A 13,997-nucleotide genomic window follows, 5' to 3' on the forward strand; every position below is an offset into this window, starting at 1 on the left:
GACGCGAGTGGACGCTCAGCACGCGGAAACGGCTGAGGCTCGTGGGAAGCGCGTGATTCTGCGAGCCGGAGGTGGAATCGCGAGCCGGAGGTGCGGCGGAGGACGGCGCGGCCGGGAGCGCGGTGGGGGGCGCGATGGAGACGCTTAGCGCGAAGCAGTGCTCCGAGTCAACGGACTTCTCGAACGGGAGGAGCAGTGGTGGCCTGTGGCTACCGCTTCTCCCCCGGGGCCGCTCGACGACGAGCGCGTCGCACCCTGCCGCCCCGGACGCGCCAGCATGCCCGGAAAGGGGTCCCGATGAGCACGGTCGTTCTCGACACCGCCCTCTCAGCGCTCGCCCCTGCGACCGACTCGTCGAGCGAGTCCGCCTCGCCGCGCGAGGAGAAGGACGCCCGCACCCTCTCGCTCTTCCAGGCGGCGGCGACCGCCGACGACGCCGAGGGCGCCCGCATCCGGGAGCGCATCGTGCTCGACCACCTCGGGCTGGCCGAGGCGATGGCGAACCGGGTGTCCCGCGCCGGCGGCGACCGCGCGGACCTCCGCCAGGTCGCCTACGTGGGGCTGGTCAAGGCCGCCCGCCGCTTCACGCCGGAGCGCGGCGACAGTTTCGCCGCCTTCGCGGTGCCCACCATCACCGGCGAGCTCAAGCGCCACCTGCGCGACCTCGGCTGGATGATCCGCCCGCCCCGCGGCGTGCAGGAGCTGCACCGCCGCTCGGCCGTCGTCGCCGACGAGCTCGCGCAGGAGCTCGGCCGCCACCCGAGCGATCGGGAGATCGCCGCGCGGCTCGGCGTCGAGCCGGCCGAGGTCGCCGACGCGCGCGCGGCCGGGCATCCGCTCTCCCTCGACGAGACCGTCGGCGAGACCGGGGTCCGGCTGGCCGAGACGATCGGCGGGGAGGACGAGGACCTCGCGGCGATCGACCGCCGGCACGGCCTGGCCCGGGCGCTCGCCGAGCTCGAGAACGGCCAGCGCGAGCTGCTCCGGATGCGCTTCGTCGAGGAGATGACGCAGCAGCAGATCGCCGACGCGCTCGGCACCACGCAGATGCAGGTCTCGCGGCTGCAGCGCCGGATCCTCGCGCAGCTCGCCGACCGCCTCGGCGCCCCGTCGCGCAGTCATCAGCCGAAGGCGCCCCGGAACGGGGTCGCGACCGTCACGCCCGTCCACCCTGCGGCGCGGCTGCGGACCGCCTGAGGTGCGCGTCGGCGCGCGAGGGCAGGGTGGCGAGCGCGTCGAGGACGTGCGCGGTCTGCACCGCGAGCAGCGCCGGGTCGGGCTCGGAGGAGAAGACGTCGCCGCGGCGCAGCGACGCGTCGGTCAGCACGACGTGCGGTCCGCTCGCCGGCGGACCCCACGCCTCGGGCGGCGCCGGTCCGAAGATCACGACCGACGGGATGCCGTAGGCGGACGCCAGGTGCGCGGCACCGGTGTCCACCGTGACGAGCACCTCGGCCGCGGCGACGACCGCGGCGAATCCGCTCAGGTCGATCGCACCGGCGAGCACCTCGCCCGTTCCGGCCAGCTCGGCCACGCGGCGGGCGCGATCGGCCTCGTTCGCGCCTCCGGTGTAGACGACGCGGCGCCCCTCGGCGGCCAGCGACTGCGCGACCGCGGCGAAGCGCTCCTCCGGCCACTCGCGCGAGCCGTAGAACGCGCCGATGTGCACGATCGCCGCGCCGTCGACGGGGGCGGGCACGGCCGGGACGGCGATGCCGACGTCCTCGGGGTCGGCGTCGAGACCGATCGAGTTGACGAGGCGGGCCCAGCGCGCGCGCTCCAGCTCGCCGTCGAGCCAGAGCGGGCGCGGGTCGTCGTGGCTCGCGTCGGGGTCGAGGGCGGGGACGCGGAACTCGAGGCGGCGCTCGGGCTCGAGCGCGATCAGGGCGTCGCGGGACTCCGGGCCGTTGCCGTGCAGGTTGACGGCCAGCTCGATGCGACCGGGCGCGACGGGCAGCGGATCGTCCAGCCCGCGCAGGGTCGGCACCAGGGCGTCGAGGCCGTCGATCAGGTCGACGATCGGCTCCAGCCAGGGCGTGGTCGCGAGGATCAGCCGGTGCTCGGGGAAGCCGCGGCGCAGCGCCTTGAGGGCGGGGACGGCCACGAGGATGTCGCCGAGCTTGAGGGCTCGCAGGGCGAGGATCTCCGGGGTTCCGTCCGGGTCGGTGAGAGCGCGCACGGCGCCTCCTTCCTGTCGGAGGTCCCGTACCCCGCTCCGGCGACCTCAGACGCGCGGATCTCGCCCAGGCGGTCCCGCGGCTCCGACGCGCCCGAGCGCACTACTTCTCCTCCCCCGCGTTTGGAACCCGGAGGAGGGGGGTACGAGGGAGAGGTGAACGACTCGATCCAGCCGGGCTCCGCGCACCGCACCGCGGAGGACGCCCCCGCCCCGCGCGCTGCGCGGCTGCGCGGAATCCTCTTCGACCGCGACGCGACGCTCGTGGTCGACGTGCCCTACAACGGCGACCCGGCGCTGGTCGAGCCGATGCCCACCGCGCTGGACGCGGTCGAGCGGGCCCGCGAGGCGGGACTGAAGCTCGGTGTCGTCACGAACCAGTCCGGCATCGCCCGCGGCATCATCGACCGCGCGCAGGCCGACGCCGTGAACCGCCGCGTCGACGAGCTGTTCGGCGGCTTCGACGCCTGGATGCTCTGCCCGCACGGCCCCGAGGACGGCTGCGCCTGCCGCAAGCCCGCGCCGGGCATGGTGCTCGACGCCGCGCAGACCCTCGGGCTGCCCGCCGGCTCCCTCGCGGTGATCGGCGACATCGGCGCCGACGTCGGCGCGGCTGCGGCCGCGGGGGCCCGCGGCGTGCTCGTGCCCACCCCGATCACCCGGGCCGAGGAGGTGGCCGCCGCTCCGCTGCGCGCGGCGACGCTCCTCGAGGCCGTCGAGCTGCTGCTGGCGATGCAGCCGGACGAGGACGCCGAATGACCCGCCGCGTGCTGGTGGCGCGCCTGGACAGCGCCGGCGACGTGCTGCTCTGCGGGCCTGCTGTGCGGGCGATCGCCGCCGACGCCGAGGTGCTGCTGCTCGCGGGACCGCAGGGCGCGCCCGCCGCGGCGCTGCTGCCGGGGCCTGTGGCCGTGCGCACCTGGTCCTGCCCGTGGATCGGCGACGCCTCGCGCCCGGTCGACTCCGCCCTCGTGGCGGAGCTGCGCGCGATCGTCGAGGAGTTCGCTCCGGACGAGGCCGTGATCCTCACCTCCTTCCACCAGTCGCCGCTGCCGCTGGCGCTGCTGCTGCGCCTGTCGGGCGTCGCGCGGATCTCCGGCGCCTCGGTCGACTTCGCCGGCGCCCTGCTCGACGTGCGGCTCGTCCCGGGCGAGACGCTCGAGGAGGACCAGCCGGAGCCGGAGCGCGCCCTCGCCATCGCGGCGGCGGCGGGCTTCGCGCTGCCGGAGGGCGACGACGGGCTCCTGCGGGTCGACCGCGGCGGCGTCCTGCCCGCCGCGCTCGAGGGTGTCGGACCGTACGTCGTCGTGCACCCCGGAGCCGCCGTGCCCGCGCGAGCCTGGCCGACCGAGAACGCGGCACGCGCGGTCGAGCTGCTCGCCGACTCCGGACTCGCGGTCGCCGTCACCGGCGGGCCGGGCGAGCGCGCGCTGACCGCGCGGGTCGCGGGCAGCCGCGGCATCGACCTCGGCGGCGCCACCGACTTCGCCGGCGCGGCCGAGGTGCTCGCTCGCGCGGAGGTCGTGATCAGCGGCAACACCGGCCCGGCGCACCTCGCCGCGGCCGTCGGCACCCCGGTCGTCAGCCTGTTCGCGCCCGTCGTCCCGGCGATCCGCTGGGCGCCCTACGGCGTGCCGGTCGAGCTGCTCGGCGACCAGCAGGCCGCCTGCGCCGGTTCGCGCGCCCGCGTCTGCCCCGTCCCCGGCCACCCCTGCCTCGCGGGGGTGAGCGCCGAGGAGGCGGTCGCCGCCGCCCACCGGCTCCGCGCGCTCCCGCGGCGCGACTCCACGACATCCACGACGACACCCTCGGAGGCGCTCGCATGAGGATCCTGCTCTGGCACGTGCACGGCGGCTGGGCGGACGCGTTCGTCCGCGGCGACCACGAGTACCTGCTGCCCACTACCCCCGCCCGCGACGGCTGGGGCCTCGGCACCGGCGGCCGCGACTGGCCGAACACCGTCGAGATCGCCCCGGAGGAGCTGCGCGACGCCGACGTCGACGTCGTCCTCCTGCAGCGCCCGGACGAGCTCGCGGAGGCGGAGCGCCTGCTCGGGCGGAGGCTCGGCCGCGAGATCCCGGCGGTCTACGTCGAGCACAACACGCCCCGCGGCGACGTGCCGGACAACCGCCACCCGCTCGCCGACCGCGACGACCTCCTCCTCGTGCACGTCACGCACTTCAACGCGCTGATGTGGGACACCGGATCGACGCGCACCACGGTGATCGAGCACGGGATCAACGACCCCGGCCCCCTCTACACCGGTGAGCTGGCGCGCTTCGGCGTCGTCATCAACGAGCCGGTGCGCCGGCAGCGGGTGACCGGCACGGATCTGCTGCCGCGCTTCGCCGCGGTCGCTCCGCTGGACGTCTTCGGGATGAAGACCGAGGGCCTCGTCGGCACGCCCGGCCTGCCCGCCGACCGCCTCGACGTCCTCGGCGACGTGACGACCGGCGCGATGCACGCGGAGCTGGCCCGCCGCCGGGTGTACCTGCACCCGTTCCGCTGGACCTCGCTCGGCCTCGCGCTGCTCGAGGCGATGCACCTGGGCATGCCGGTCGTCGCGCTGGAGACCACCGAGGCCGGCCGCGCCGTGCCGCCCGAGGCCGGGGCGATCTCGAACGACCTGGACGCGCTGGCGGCAGCCGCCCGCGCGCTGATCGAGGACCCGGAGCGGGCCGCCGTCGCCGGAGCGGTCGCCCGCGAGGCCGCGCTCGCGCGCTACAGCCTCGGCCGCTTCCACCGCGACTGGGACGAGCTTCTCGGCGACCTCGCCGCCGCCCCGCGCACCCTCTCCACCGCCGGAACCCGCGAAGGGAGCACCCGATGAGCACCAGCCGACCCCTCTCGATCGCGATGGTGTCCGAGCACGCCAGCCCGCTGGCGACGCTCGGCGGCGTGGACGCCGGCGGCCAGAACGTGCACGTCGCGGCCCTCGCCGACGCGCTCGCGCGCCGCGGCCACCGCGTCACCGTCTACACGCGGCGCGACGACGCGTCGCTCCCCCGCCGCGTGCCCTTCACCTCCGGCGTCGAGGTCGTGCACATCGACGCCGGCCCGGCCGCCAAGGTCTCCAAGGACGAGCTGCTGCCCTTCATGGGCGACTTCGCCGTCGACCTCGCGAACGACTGGCTCGACTCGCGTCCCGACCTGGTGCACAGCCACTTCTGGATGTCCGGGGTCGCCGCGCTCGACGCCTCCGAGCGGGTGGAGCGCGCCACCGGGCGCCGCGTGCCCGTCTTCCACACCTTCCACGCGCTCGGCGTCGTCAAGCGCCGTCAGCAGGGCGCGCTCGACACCAGCCCCGAGGAGCGCGCCTGGCTCGAGCCCGGCGTCGGCCAGCGGGCGGACGGCGTCGTCGCCACCTGCTCGGACGAGGCCTTCGAGCTGAAGGGCCTCGGCGTGCCGACCTCGAGCATCTCGGTGGTGCCCTGCGGTGTCGATCTCGAGCGCTTCACGCCCGACGGACCCGTCGCCGAGCGCACCGGGCGGGTGCGCCTGATGAGCATCGGCCGCCTCGTGCCCCGCAAGGGCATGGGCCACGCGATCGAGGCGCTCGCCCGCCTGGTCGCCGACGGCTGCGACGCCGAGCTGGTCGTCGTCGGCGGCTCCGGATCGGGCGATGCACTCGCCGCCGACCCGGAGTACCAGCGCCTGCACGCGGTCGCCGAGGGCCTCGGAGTCGCCGACCGCGTCGTCTTCGCGGGCCAGCTCTCGCAGACCGAGATGCCGGCGATGCTCCGCTCCGCCGACATCGTGATCTGCGCGCCCTGGTACGAGCCGTTCGGCATCACCCCGTTGGAGGCGATGGCCTGCGGCGTGCCGGTGGTCGCCTCCTCCGTCGGCGGGCTGATCGACACGGTCGTCGAGGACGTCACCGGCGTGCACGTGCCGCCGCGCGACCCCGCCGCCCTCGCCGAGGCCCTCGCCGCGCTGATCGCCGACCCGGAGCGCGCCCGCACCTACGGAGCCGCCGGCCGCGCCCGCGTCGAGTCCCGCTACTCCTGGGACCGCGTCGCCGCGGACACCGAGCGCGCCTACCTGACCACCCTCGCCGGACTCGGCGACGGCGATGCCGCCATGAGCGGCACCGCTCGCACCTCCCTCTCCTCCACCCCCCGGAAGGCGGCCCCGCGCAGATGAGCATCGACACCGTTCTGGACACCCCGACGGACACGCCGTCCGGCACCCCGGCGGACGCCGCCCGGCGCCTCGTCGACGACCACGTGGCCCGCGCGCTCGACGTCGTCGCGCAGCTGGAGCGGCACTCCGGCCGGATCGTCGCCTGGGGCGTCGAGCTGGCGGACCGCCTGCACTCCGGGGCGCGGCTGCTGGCGGCCGGCAACGGCGGCTCGGCGGCGGAGGCGCAGCACCTCACGGCGGAGCTGGTCGGCCGCTTCGACGGCGACCGCATCCCGTTCTCCGCGATCTCGCTGCACTCCGAGACCTCGAGCCTCACCGCGATCGGCAACGACTACGGCTTCGACCACGTCTTCGCCCGCCAGGTCACCGCGCACGCCCGCACCGGCGACGTCGTCGTGCTGCTCTCGACCAGCGGCCGCAGCGCCAACCTGCTGCACGCGGCCGAGGCGGCCCGCGCGGCCGGCGCCCGCACCTGGGCGCTCACGGGCGACGGGCCCAACCCGCTGACCGAGGCCTGCGACGAGTCGATCGCGCTCGAGGGCCACGGCTCGAACGTGCAGGAGGCGCAGCTCGTGCTGGTGCACGCGCTGTGCCGGGCGTTCGAGCACCGGATCCGCGTGCGGACGGGGGCGGCCGCGTGAGCCGGCTGCGGATCGCCGTGGTCGGCGACGTGATGCTCGACGTCGACCTCTCCGGGCCGGCCGAGCGGCTGAGCCCCGACGCGCCGGTGCCCGTGGTCGACGTGTCGACCCGCGGGGTGCGCGCCGGCGGTGCCGGGCTCGTGGCGCGGATGCTGATGCGCGACGGGCACGAGGTCGTGCTGGTGACGGCGCTGGCCGACGCTGCCGATCCCGATGCGGCCGAGCTGCTCGCCGCCCTCGACGGTGTCCGCGTGGTCGCCGGGCCCTCCGGCGCGCCGACGCCCGTGAAGACGCGGGTCGCCGCCTCCGGCCAGGCGGTCGTCCGCTTCGACCGCGGCTGCGAGCGCCCGCCGGTGCCGACCGTGACCGAGGAGATGCTCGCCGCACTCGGCGAGGTCGACGCGGTCGTGGTCGCGGACTACGGCCGCCGGCTCACCGAGGACGCCTCGCTCCGCGCCGCCCTCGACGCGCTCACCGTGCCGCTGGTCTGGGATCCGCACCCGCGCGGGACGGCGCCCGTCGCCGGGACGACCCTCGCGACGCCGAACCTCGGCGAGGCGACCGGCTTCTCCGGGGCGAGTGGCCGCGGCGTCACCCTCGCCGAGACCGCCGCCACCACGCTGCTCGAGCGCTGGGGCTGCGGCGCGGTCGCCGTGACGATGGGCTCCGGTGGCGCCCTGGTCCGCTCGCGCGACGCCGGCGTGCCGGTGGTGCACCCCGCCGCCGCCGTGCCGCCGACCGATCCCTGCGGGGCGGGCGACCGCTTCGCCGCCTCCGCCGCCGTCGCGCTGGCCGGCGGGGCCACCCCCTCCGAGGCGGTCGGCGCAGCCGTCGCCGCGGCCGGGGCCTACCTGCTCGCGGGCGGAGTCTCCTCCCTCGGCGCTCCGGCGGACACCGCCGCCCTGCACGGGGCGTCCGGAGTGGACGCGCTGCGCGTCGCCGAGGCCGTCCGCGGCGCCGGCGGCACCGTGGTCGCCACCGGCGGCTGCTTCGACCTGCTGCACGCCGGCCACGCCCGCACGCTCTCGGCCGCCCGGGCGCTCGGCGACTGCCTGATCGTCTGCCTCAACTCCGACGACTCCGTCCGGCGCCTCAAGGGACCGGCCCGACCGATCATCCCTGAGGACGACCGGGTCGACCTGCTGCTCGCGCTCGAGTGCGTCGACGCGGTGCTCGTCTTCGGCGAGGACACCCCCGACGAGGCGCTGCGCCGCATCCGCCCGGACGTCTGGGTGAAGGGCGGCGACTACTCCGCCGAATCGCTGCCCGAGACCGCGACGGTCGCCGAATGGGGCGGCCGCGTCCTGACGGTGCCGTACCACGCGGGCCGCTCCACCACCCATCTCGCCGCCGCGCTCGCGCGCGTCGGCTGACCGCGTCGGCTCCGGCCGACCACCGCCCGCTGCGCCGATCCTGTCGGCGCTGACGATCCTGGAAGGGACACCCATGACCACCACCCCCACCCCCATCGGCCGCGTCCTGATCACCGGAGGCGCCTCCGGACTCGGAGCCGCCGTCGCCGCCGCCGTCACAGCCGCGGGCGGTACCCCGATCGTCCTCGACCGCGACGTCTCGAACGTCCAGGAGGGCGTCGCCGCCTACCAGGTGGACGTCGCCAAGACCCGCGAGGCCGAGAAGGCCGTCGTCGAGATCGCCCGCGAGCACGGCGGCCTCGACGCCGTCGTCACCGCGGCCGGCATCGACCGCTGCGGCCGCCTCGTCGACGTCGAGCCGGAGGAGTGGGAGCGCGTGATCTCGGTCAACCTGCTCGGCACCGCCGCCGTCGTCCGCGCCGCGCTGCCGTTCCTCACCGAGACCCACGGCCGCGTCGTCACCGTCGCGTCCTCCCTCGCGATCAAGGCCGTCTCGGACGCCACCGCCTACTGCGCGTCGAAGTTCGGCGTGCTCGGCTTCACCCGCGCCCTCGCGGCCGAGACCAAGGGCGAGATCGGCGTGACCACGCTGATCCCCTCCGGCATGAAGACCCGCTTCTTCGACGACCGCGACGCCCAGTACAAGCCGGGCCCCGACGCACTCCTCAACGACCCGGAGAACGTCGCCAACGCCGTGATGTTCGTCCTCGGCCAGCCCCGCGGCTGCGAGGTCCGCGAGCTCGTCATCACCCACGAAGAGGAGCCCTCCTGGCCGTGAGCTGACGCCCCCGTCGGGGCTCCGCGAGATGCCACTTGAGTACGCACGCCTCGGCGTGTCGCGTACTCAAGTGGCATCTCGCGGTTGGGGGGGGCAGGCGTCAGCGGGTGGAGGCGAGGACGCCGCGGACGTCCTCGAGGACGCGGGCAACGGGGACGTCGTCGACGAAGGACAGCTCGTGCTCGCAGCGCTCGGCGGTCCAGCCGACCTGGGTGACGTCGACACCGCAGACCGGGCAGCGCGTGGTCCAGCTGAGCTGGAGGCGGTGGCGCTGCCGGCCGAGCGGCTGAGCGTTGATCGCGTTGCCGACCCAGAAGATCCCGACCGTGGGCGCGCCGACCGCCGCCGCGAGGTGCCGCGGCCCGCTGTCGTTGCCGAGCACGAGGTCGGCGAGCGAGAGCAGCGGAGCGAGGTCCGGCAGGTCGACCGCGTCCGCCCAGGACACCGCGCCCGGGGCCGCCGCCACGATCGCCTCGGCCGCGGGGGCGTCGGAGGCGTCGCCCACGACGAGCACTCGCGCCCCGTCGGCCAGCAGCGCGCGGGCCACCTCGGCGAAGTTGTCCGAGCTCCAGCGGCGCCGGACGTCGGTCGCCCCCGGGTGGATCAGCACCAGCGGCCCGCCGGCGGGCAGCGCGGCGGCGAGGCGGTCGCGGCGCTCCGGGTCGACCTGCAGCGACGGCTCGAGCCGGACGGCGGGCGCCCCGGCGAGCCCGACGATCTCGAGCGCGCGCAGCATCTCGTGCTGGTAGTAGACGTAGGGGATCGTGCGCTCCAGCTCGGCCGCATCGTCGGTGCGCGAGCCGATCGTGTGCCGCGCGCCGAGGCGCTGCAGGAACGGGTTGGAGTAGCGCCCGCCGCCGTGCAGCTGCACCGCGAGATCGAAGCGGCGCGCGCGCATCCGCTCGGTGAAGTCCTCGACGACCCGCGGGTCCTCGCCCTCGCCGTCGCGGACGCCCTGCGCCACCGGCAGGATCTCGACGTCGCTCACCGGCGACTCCACGCCCTGCAGCAGTACGCGGTGCGCCGGAGTGCCGAGCAGCACGATCTCGGCGCCCGGGTAGGCGGCGGCGAGCGCGTCCACGGCGGGCAGCGCGAACAGCAGGTCGCCGAGTCCGCCGCCGCGCAGCACGGCGATCCTCTCGACTCCGTCGAAGCGGTCTCGGAGCGGGGCGATGGCGACCACGGTCGTTCCTCTCGGTGGGGCGGAGTCGCGCGCGGCGGCTCCGGGGAAGGGGCACTCCTCCTCTTCCCCGTCGGGGGCGATCCGAAACCGGAGGCAGCCGTCGAGCCCCGCACAACATCAGCTGAGAAGGGAGGGCCTCCGCTGTGGGGGGAGGAACCCCCCTCTCAGCTGATGTTGTGCGGCGACCTTCGGGCGACGGCCCCGCGCGGGCCCGCCTGCGCGGCTGCTCAGTCGTCGGCGAGCGCCCCGCGGCGGATCTTGCCCGCGTCGTCGCGCAGCGGGGTCCGCTGGAGTCGCAGCGCCCGCGGTGCCCGCGAGCCGAGGTGCTCGCGCGCGAAGGCGAGCAGCTCCTCCTCCGTCACGTCGCTCTCCGCGATGTCCGTCACCGCCTCCACCGCCTGGCCGAGCTCGGCGTCCGGGACGCCGAAGGCGACCGCCCCGCGCACCGCCGGGTGCTCCTCCAGCACCCGCTCGATCTCCGCCGGGTAGATGTTCACGCCGCCGCGCAGGATCAGGTCGTCCGCCCGGTCGAGCACCCTCAGGTAGCCGTCCGCGTCGACGGAGCCGAGGTCGCCGAGGGTGTCCCAGCCGTCGTCCGTCCGCTTCGACTCCCCGCCGAGGTAGCGGTAGGTCGGCGCGCCGCGGCGCAGCTGCACCAGCCCGGGCTCGCCCACCGCGCACTCCGACCCGTCCGACCGCAGCACCCGCAGCTCCGTGCCGCCGATCGGCCGACCGACGCTGCCGGGCCGCTCGAGCCACTCGTCGCCGCGGATCATCGTCAGCCCGTTCGACTCGCTGCCCGCGTAGACCTCGACGACCTTCTCCGCGCCGAGCCAGTCGATCAGCGCGCGCTTGTCCGCGGGCGGGCACGGCGAGCCGAGGTGCAGCACCGTCTCGAGCGACGACACGTCCGCGTCCCGGTGCGCGGGCGTCCGCAGCAGCCGGTGGATCATCGTCGGCACCAGCAGCGCCCAGGTCACCCGGTGCTCCGCGATCGCCGCGAGCACCCGCGCCTCGTCGAAGCGCGGCAGGATCACCAGCCGCTGCCCGGTCAGCAGCCCCCGGAAGGCGTAGGTGAAGGTCGCGGAATGGGTGAGCGGCCCGGCCACGAGCTGCACCCCCTCCCGCGGCAGGAACGCCGCGACCGGCTGCGTCGGATCCATCAGCGCGGGCGCCGCCGCGAGCACGATCTTCGGCCGCCCGGTGCTGCCTGAGGAGGCGGGCGCCTTCCAGGACGAGGCCCAGAGATCCGGCAGCGCGTCGTCCGGCAGCGCGGGGTCGGGCGCGAAGCCCGCGGGCACGAAGGGCACGCCCTCCAGCTCCACGCCGATGCTCAGCGAGGGCCGCCCGAGCGCGCCGACCTCGGCGAGCTCCCGCGCCGACAGCCCGCGCGACAGCGGCTGCGGCGTCGCGCCTGCCTTCCAGATCGCGGCGCAGGCGAGCACCAGCTCGGCGCTGTTCGGCAGCGAGACGGCGACGAGCGAATCCGGAGTGACGCCCCGCGTCGCGTAGGCGCGCGCGAGCCGGTTCGACGCCCGGTCCAGAGCGCCCGCGCTGAGGGTCGCGTCGTCCGCGACGACCACGACGCGCTCGGGGTCCCGCTCGGCCAGCGCCGAGAAGCAGCGCGAGAACGACCGGCGCATCAGGCGGCGCCCGCGTGCGCCCGGTACAGCGCCTCGTGGCTCGCCGCGACGTCGTCCCACGAGTGCGAGAACGCCAGCTCCCGCCCGGGCCTGGGCTCCGGCGCCGCCCCCGCGAGCGCCGCGGCGAGCGCACCCCGGATCCCCGCCACGTCACTCCCGTACGCCACCGTCTCCCCGAACACCTCGCGCAGCACCGGCAGATCGCGCGCGACGACCGGCACCCCCGCGGCGAGCGCCTCCATCGCCGCCAGCCCGAAGCCCTCCTTGGTCGAGACGAAGCCGAGCACCGCCGCACCAGCGACCAGCGCTGCGAGCCGCTCCTCCGGCACCGTGCCGAGCACGACCGGCACGACGCCCAGCTCGGCCGCCCGGCGCTCGAACTCCTCGCGGTAGCCCCGGTAGTCGAAGAGCGTCTCCCCGCCGCCGAAGACGAGCGCGATGCCCGGCGCGAGCCCCGCGAACGCCTCCAGCAGGTCGATGCTGCCCTTCCGCGGCTCGATGCCGCCGAGCGCGAGCACGTAGCGGCCGAGCTCGGCCCGCCACTCCCCCGCCGCGGCGCCGCCGGCCGCGGCGGCGAACCGCGCGGCGTCGACGCCGTTCGGGATCACCACCGGCGTCCGCCCCCAGCCCGCCGCCACCTCGTCGGCGACCGCCCGCGACACCGCGAGCAGCCCGGCCGGCCCGGTGATCGCGCGCTCGTGGCAGGCGATCAGCGCGGGCGTCGTGAAGGCGTCCAGGTGGTGCACCGTGCGGAGCAGCCCGCCGGCCCCCGCGAATCCGGCATCGAGCGCGGCGTTGGCCGAGATGCAGTCCTGCGCGTGCACGACGTCCCACTCCTCGCCGTCCTCCCCCAGCGCGACCGCGAGCGCGTCGAGCGAGCGGACGATCCGGTCTCCGACGTCCTCCCCGTCGCGCGCCGCGAACGGCACCACCCGGACCGCCACCGCGGGGTCGACCGCGCGGAAGAACGCGGAGTCGCCGCCGCGGCCGAGCGTCCAGACGGTCACCTCGTGCCCGCGCCGGGCCAGCGCCTCCGACAGCGCGAGCGTGTGCACCACGCCGCCGCGGGGCTTCGTGGAGTAGGTCAGCTGCGCGATCCGCACGGGGTCTCCTTCAGGCGGGGCGGCGCCCACGGGCGGCACCGGTCGGACGGGCGGCCCCGGGTTCAGACGGTCGGAGCCGCGCGGTGGTACGCGTGCTCGGCGCGGTCGCGCAGGTGGTCCATGCTGCGGCGGGCGCGGGCGACGGAGGCCGAGACGTCGTCGGTCGCGACCGCCAGCCCGCCCTTCGCCCAGGTCTTCGCGAGGATCTCGCCGGCCGGATCGACGACCTTCGCCTGCCCGAGGAAGCGCAGCCCGCCGAGCACGCCGGTCTGGTTCGAGGAGACCAGGTAGACCTGGTTCTCCGCGGCACGCGCGCAGTCGTAGAGGTCGAACAGGTGCGCCTGGCGGTCGTTGCGGATCCGGTCGGAGCGGTCGGTCACGCTCGCGGGCCAGGCGCTGAGGCAGCAGAGGATCTCGGCCCCGTCGAGGGCGAGCGAGCGGGCCGACTCCGGAAAGGTCTTGTCGAAGTCGATCATCATTCCGATCCGCCCCACGGCCGAGTCGAACGAGCGGAAGGAGTCGCCCGCGGCGTACGCCTCGGACTCGCCCAGCGGCAGGTGCACCTTGCGGTGCGTCCCGATCACCTCACCGCCCTGCACGCAGACCGCCGAGTTGTAGCGCCGCACCTCGCCGCCCTCCAGCGCGCGCTCCGCGATGCCGAAGCACACCGTGGTGTCCCCCGCCATCGCCGCGACGGCCGCCACCTCCGGCCCGTCGACCTCCACGGCCTGCGGCAGGTCGTCGGGGCCGGGGTGGTGCATGTCGAGGAGGTAGCCGCCGAGGGTCGCGTCCGGCAGCACCAGCAGGTCGATCCCGCGCTCCTGCGCGCTCGCGATCATGCCGGGCAGCTTGACGAGGGTGCGCTCGATGTCGCGGCCGAAGTGCGCCGCGACCGCGGCCATCGTGATCGTCGACATGGTCCTTCTCTCCCGCCCTCTGCGGGCGGACGGTGCGCCG

13 protein-coding genes are annotated in these 13,997 nt (G+C 75.9%); 8 read left to right on the plus strand and 5 right to left on the minus strand.

The genetic code is table 11. The annotated features are described in order from the left end of the window. Window positions 1-297 precede the first annotated feature (297 nt). Window positions 298-1,197 carry a sigma-70 family RNA polymerase sigma factor gene (locus tag EDF36_RS17670; protein WP_123733993.1) on the plus strand — a complete coding sequence of 300 codons (900 nt, stop codon included), beginning with the start codon at window positions 298-300 and terminating at the stop codon, window positions 1,195-1,197. On the opposite strand, the gene EDF36_RS17675 is transcribed toward EDF36_RS17670, so the two are convergent. Next, a complete protein-coding gene (locus EDF36_RS17675) occupies window positions 1,157-2,179 on the minus strand; it encodes a glycosyltransferase family 9 protein (protein ID WP_123733994.1) in 1,023 nt (340 codons plus the stop codon). The genes EDF36_RS17670 and EDF36_RS17675 overlap by 41 nt on opposite strands. A gap of 153 nt (window positions 2,180-2,332) precedes the next feature. Here EDF36_RS17675 and EDF36_RS17680 point away from each other — a divergent pair, with 153 nt between their 5' ends. The 7 genes from EDF36_RS17680 to EDF36_RS17710 all read left to right on the plus strand — a co-directional run bounded on the left by EDF36_RS17680 (window position 2,333) and on the right by EDF36_RS17710 (window position 9,111). Further along, a complete protein-coding gene (locus tag EDF36_RS17680) occupies window positions 2,333-2,935 on the plus strand; it encodes an HAD family hydrolase (RefSeq protein WP_308197651.1) in 603 nt (200 codons plus the stop codon). Then, a complete protein-coding gene (locus tag EDF36_RS17685; RefSeq protein ID WP_123733995.1) occupies window positions 2,932-4,002 on the plus strand; it encodes a glycosyltransferase family 9 protein in 1,071 nt (356 codons plus the stop codon). The genes EDF36_RS17680 and EDF36_RS17685 overlap by 4 nt, the downstream gene beginning before the upstream one ends. Continuing rightward, window positions 3,999-5,006: a glycosyltransferase gene (locus EDF36_RS17690; protein ID WP_123733996.1), complete on the plus strand. Its 1,008-nt coding sequence runs from the start codon at window positions 3,999-4,001 to the stop codon at window positions 5,004-5,006. The genes EDF36_RS17685 and EDF36_RS17690 overlap by 4 nt, the downstream gene beginning before the upstream one ends. Beyond that, window positions 5,003-6,319, plus strand: a complete 1,317-nt coding sequence (locus EDF36_RS17695) for a glycosyltransferase (protein WP_123733997.1) — start codon at window positions 5,003-5,005, stop codon at window positions 6,317-6,319. Before EDF36_RS17690 ends, EDF36_RS17695 begins: the two co-directional genes overlap by 4 nt. Then, window positions 6,316-6,960, plus strand: coding sequence for an SIS domain-containing protein (locus EDF36_RS17700; protein WP_123733998.1), 645 nt, complete (start codon window positions 6,316-6,318; stop codon window positions 6,958-6,960). Before EDF36_RS17695 ends, EDF36_RS17700 begins: the two co-directional genes overlap by 4 nt. Before the next feature lie 5 nt (window positions 6,961-6,965). Then, window positions 6,966-8,333, plus strand: coding sequence for a PfkB family carbohydrate kinase (locus EDF36_RS17705; protein WP_123734102.1), 1,368 nt, complete (start codon window positions 6,966-6,968; stop codon window positions 8,331-8,333). 73 nt (window positions 8,334-8,406) lie between these two features. Next, complete coding sequence (locus EDF36_RS17710) at window positions 8,407-9,111, plus strand: SDR family oxidoreductase (protein ID WP_123733999.1); 705 nt, start codon at window positions 8,407-8,409, stop codon at window positions 9,109-9,111. Between the two features lie 100 nt (window positions 9,112-9,211). Here the strand turns inward: EDF36_RS17710 and EDF36_RS17715 are convergent, their stop codons facing one another. The 4 genes from EDF36_RS17715 to EDF36_RS17730 all read right to left on the minus strand — a co-directional run bounded on the left by EDF36_RS17715 (window position 9,212) and on the right by EDF36_RS17730 (window position 13,957). Continuing rightward, a complete protein-coding gene (locus EDF36_RS17715; protein WP_123705035.1) occupies window positions 9,212-10,294 on the minus strand; it encodes a glycosyltransferase family 9 protein in 1,083 nt (360 codons plus the stop codon). Between the two features lie 227 nt (window positions 10,295-10,521). Next, entirely contained in the window at window positions 10,522-11,937 is a 1,416-nt protein-coding gene (locus tag EDF36_RS17720; RefSeq protein ID WP_123734000.1) for an AMP-binding protein, read from the minus strand. Next, window positions 11,937-13,040, minus strand: a complete 1,104-nt coding sequence (locus EDF36_RS17725) for an MSMEG_0565 family glycosyltransferase (protein ID WP_123734001.1) — start codon at window positions 13,038-13,040, stop codon at window positions 11,937-11,939. The genes EDF36_RS17720 and EDF36_RS17725 overlap by 1 nt, the downstream gene beginning before the upstream one ends. A gap of 62 nt (window positions 13,041-13,102) precedes the next feature. Beyond that, the gene (locus EDF36_RS17730; protein WP_123734002.1) at window positions 13,103-13,957 is read right to left on the minus strand and encodes a carbon-nitrogen hydrolase family protein; all 855 of its coding nucleotides are present in this window, start codon (window positions 13,955-13,957) and stop codon (window positions 13,103-13,105) included. Window positions 13,958-13,997: the final 40 nt, after the last annotated feature.

The organism is Rathayibacter sp. PhB152, assembly GCF_003751395.1.
Taxonomy (GTDB): domain Bacteria; phylum Actinomycetota; class Actinomycetes; order Actinomycetales; family Microbacteriaceae; genus Rathayibacter; species Rathayibacter festucae.

Bases quoted from the DNA above. Each gene is read 5' to 3' on its own strand.
- EDF36_RS17670 (WP_123733993.1), top strand. From the start codon at position 298: ATGAGCACGGTCGTTCTCGACACCGCCCTCTCAGCGCTCGCCCCTGCG.
- EDF36_RS17685 (WP_123733995.1), top strand. From the start codon at position 2,932: ATGACCCGCCGCGTGCTGGTGGCGCGCCTGGACAGCGCCGGCGACGTG.
- EDF36_RS17690 (WP_123733996.1), top strand. From the start codon at position 3,999: ATGAGGATCCTGCTCTGGCACGTGCACGGCGGCTGGGCGGACGCGTTC.
- EDF36_RS17695 (WP_123733997.1), top strand. From the start codon at position 5,003: ATGAGCACCAGCCGACCCCTCTCGATCGCGATGGTGTCCGAGCACGCC.
- EDF36_RS17700 (WP_123733998.1), top strand. From the start codon at position 6,316: ATGAGCATCGACACCGTTCTGGACACCCCGACGGACACGCCGTCCGGC.
- EDF36_RS17710 (WP_123733999.1), top strand. From the start codon at position 8,407: ATGACCACCACCCCCACCCCCATCGGCCGCGTCCTGATCACCGGAGGC.
- EDF36_RS17720 (WP_123734000.1), bottom strand. From the start codon at position 11,937: ATGCGCCGGTCGTTCTCGCGCTGCTTCTCGGCGCTGGCCGAGCGGGAC.
- EDF36_RS17730 (WP_123734002.1), bottom strand. From the start codon at position 13,957: ATGTCGACGATCACGATGGCCGCGGTCGCGGCGCACTTCGGCCGCGAC.